Annotated in this window: 1 protein-coding gene; it reads right to left on the reverse strand. The window is 67.7% G+C overall.

The genetic code is table 11. The features are described from left to right. Positions 1-745: AAA family ATPase (locus ON45_RS18545; RefSeq protein WP_040495923.1), on the reverse strand; the 745-nt coding region annotated here is incomplete at both ends.

A 745-nucleotide genomic window follows, 5' to 3' on the forward strand; every position in this document is an offset into this window, starting at 1 on the left:
TCTCGACGTGCTTGCGGTACTCGTCGAGGGTGGTGGCACCGACGGTCTGCAGTTCGCCACGAGCGAGCATCGGCTTGAGGATCGACGCCGCGTCGATGGCACCTTCGGCTGCGCCGGCACCGACGAGGGTGTGGATCTCGTCGATGAACAACAGGATGTCGCCGCGGGACTTGATCTCCTTGAGCACCTTCTTGAGGCGCTCTTCGAAGTCACCGCGGTAGCGCGACCCGGCCACGAGCGAGCCGAGGTCGAGCGTGTAGAGCTGTTTGTTGGTGAGCGTGTCGGGAACGTCGTTGTTGACGATCTTCTGGGCGAGGCCCTCGACGATGGCCGTCTTGCCCACGCCGGGTTCACCGATCAGCACCGGGTTGTTCTTGGTCCGCCGGCTGAGGATCTGCATGGTGCGTTCGAGCTCGCGGCTGCGACCGATGACCGGGTCGAGCTGTCCTTCGCGCGCGGCCTGGGTGAGGTTGCGACCGAACTGGTCGAGGATCTGGGAGTTGCCGCCCTTCTCGTCGCCTTCCTTCGAGCCGGGGCCGACACCGGCGCCCGCGGTTTCGCGGCCGCCACCGCCGCCCGAACCGGAACCGCTGCCGGACGCGCCGGAGGGGCCCTGGTAGCCGGACAGCAGCTGGATGACCTGCTGGCGCACGCGGGACAGGTCGGCTCCGAGCTTGACGAGCACCTGTGCGGCGACGCCCTCACCCTCGCGGATGAGGCCGAGCAGGATGTGCTCGGTGCCGAT

Origin of the sequence: Ilumatobacter nonamiensis YM16-303, from assembly GCF_000350145.1 — a bacterium.
Taxonomy (GTDB): Bacteria; Actinomycetota; Acidimicrobiia; order Acidimicrobiales; family Ilumatobacteraceae; genus Ilumatobacter_A; species Ilumatobacter_A nonamiensis.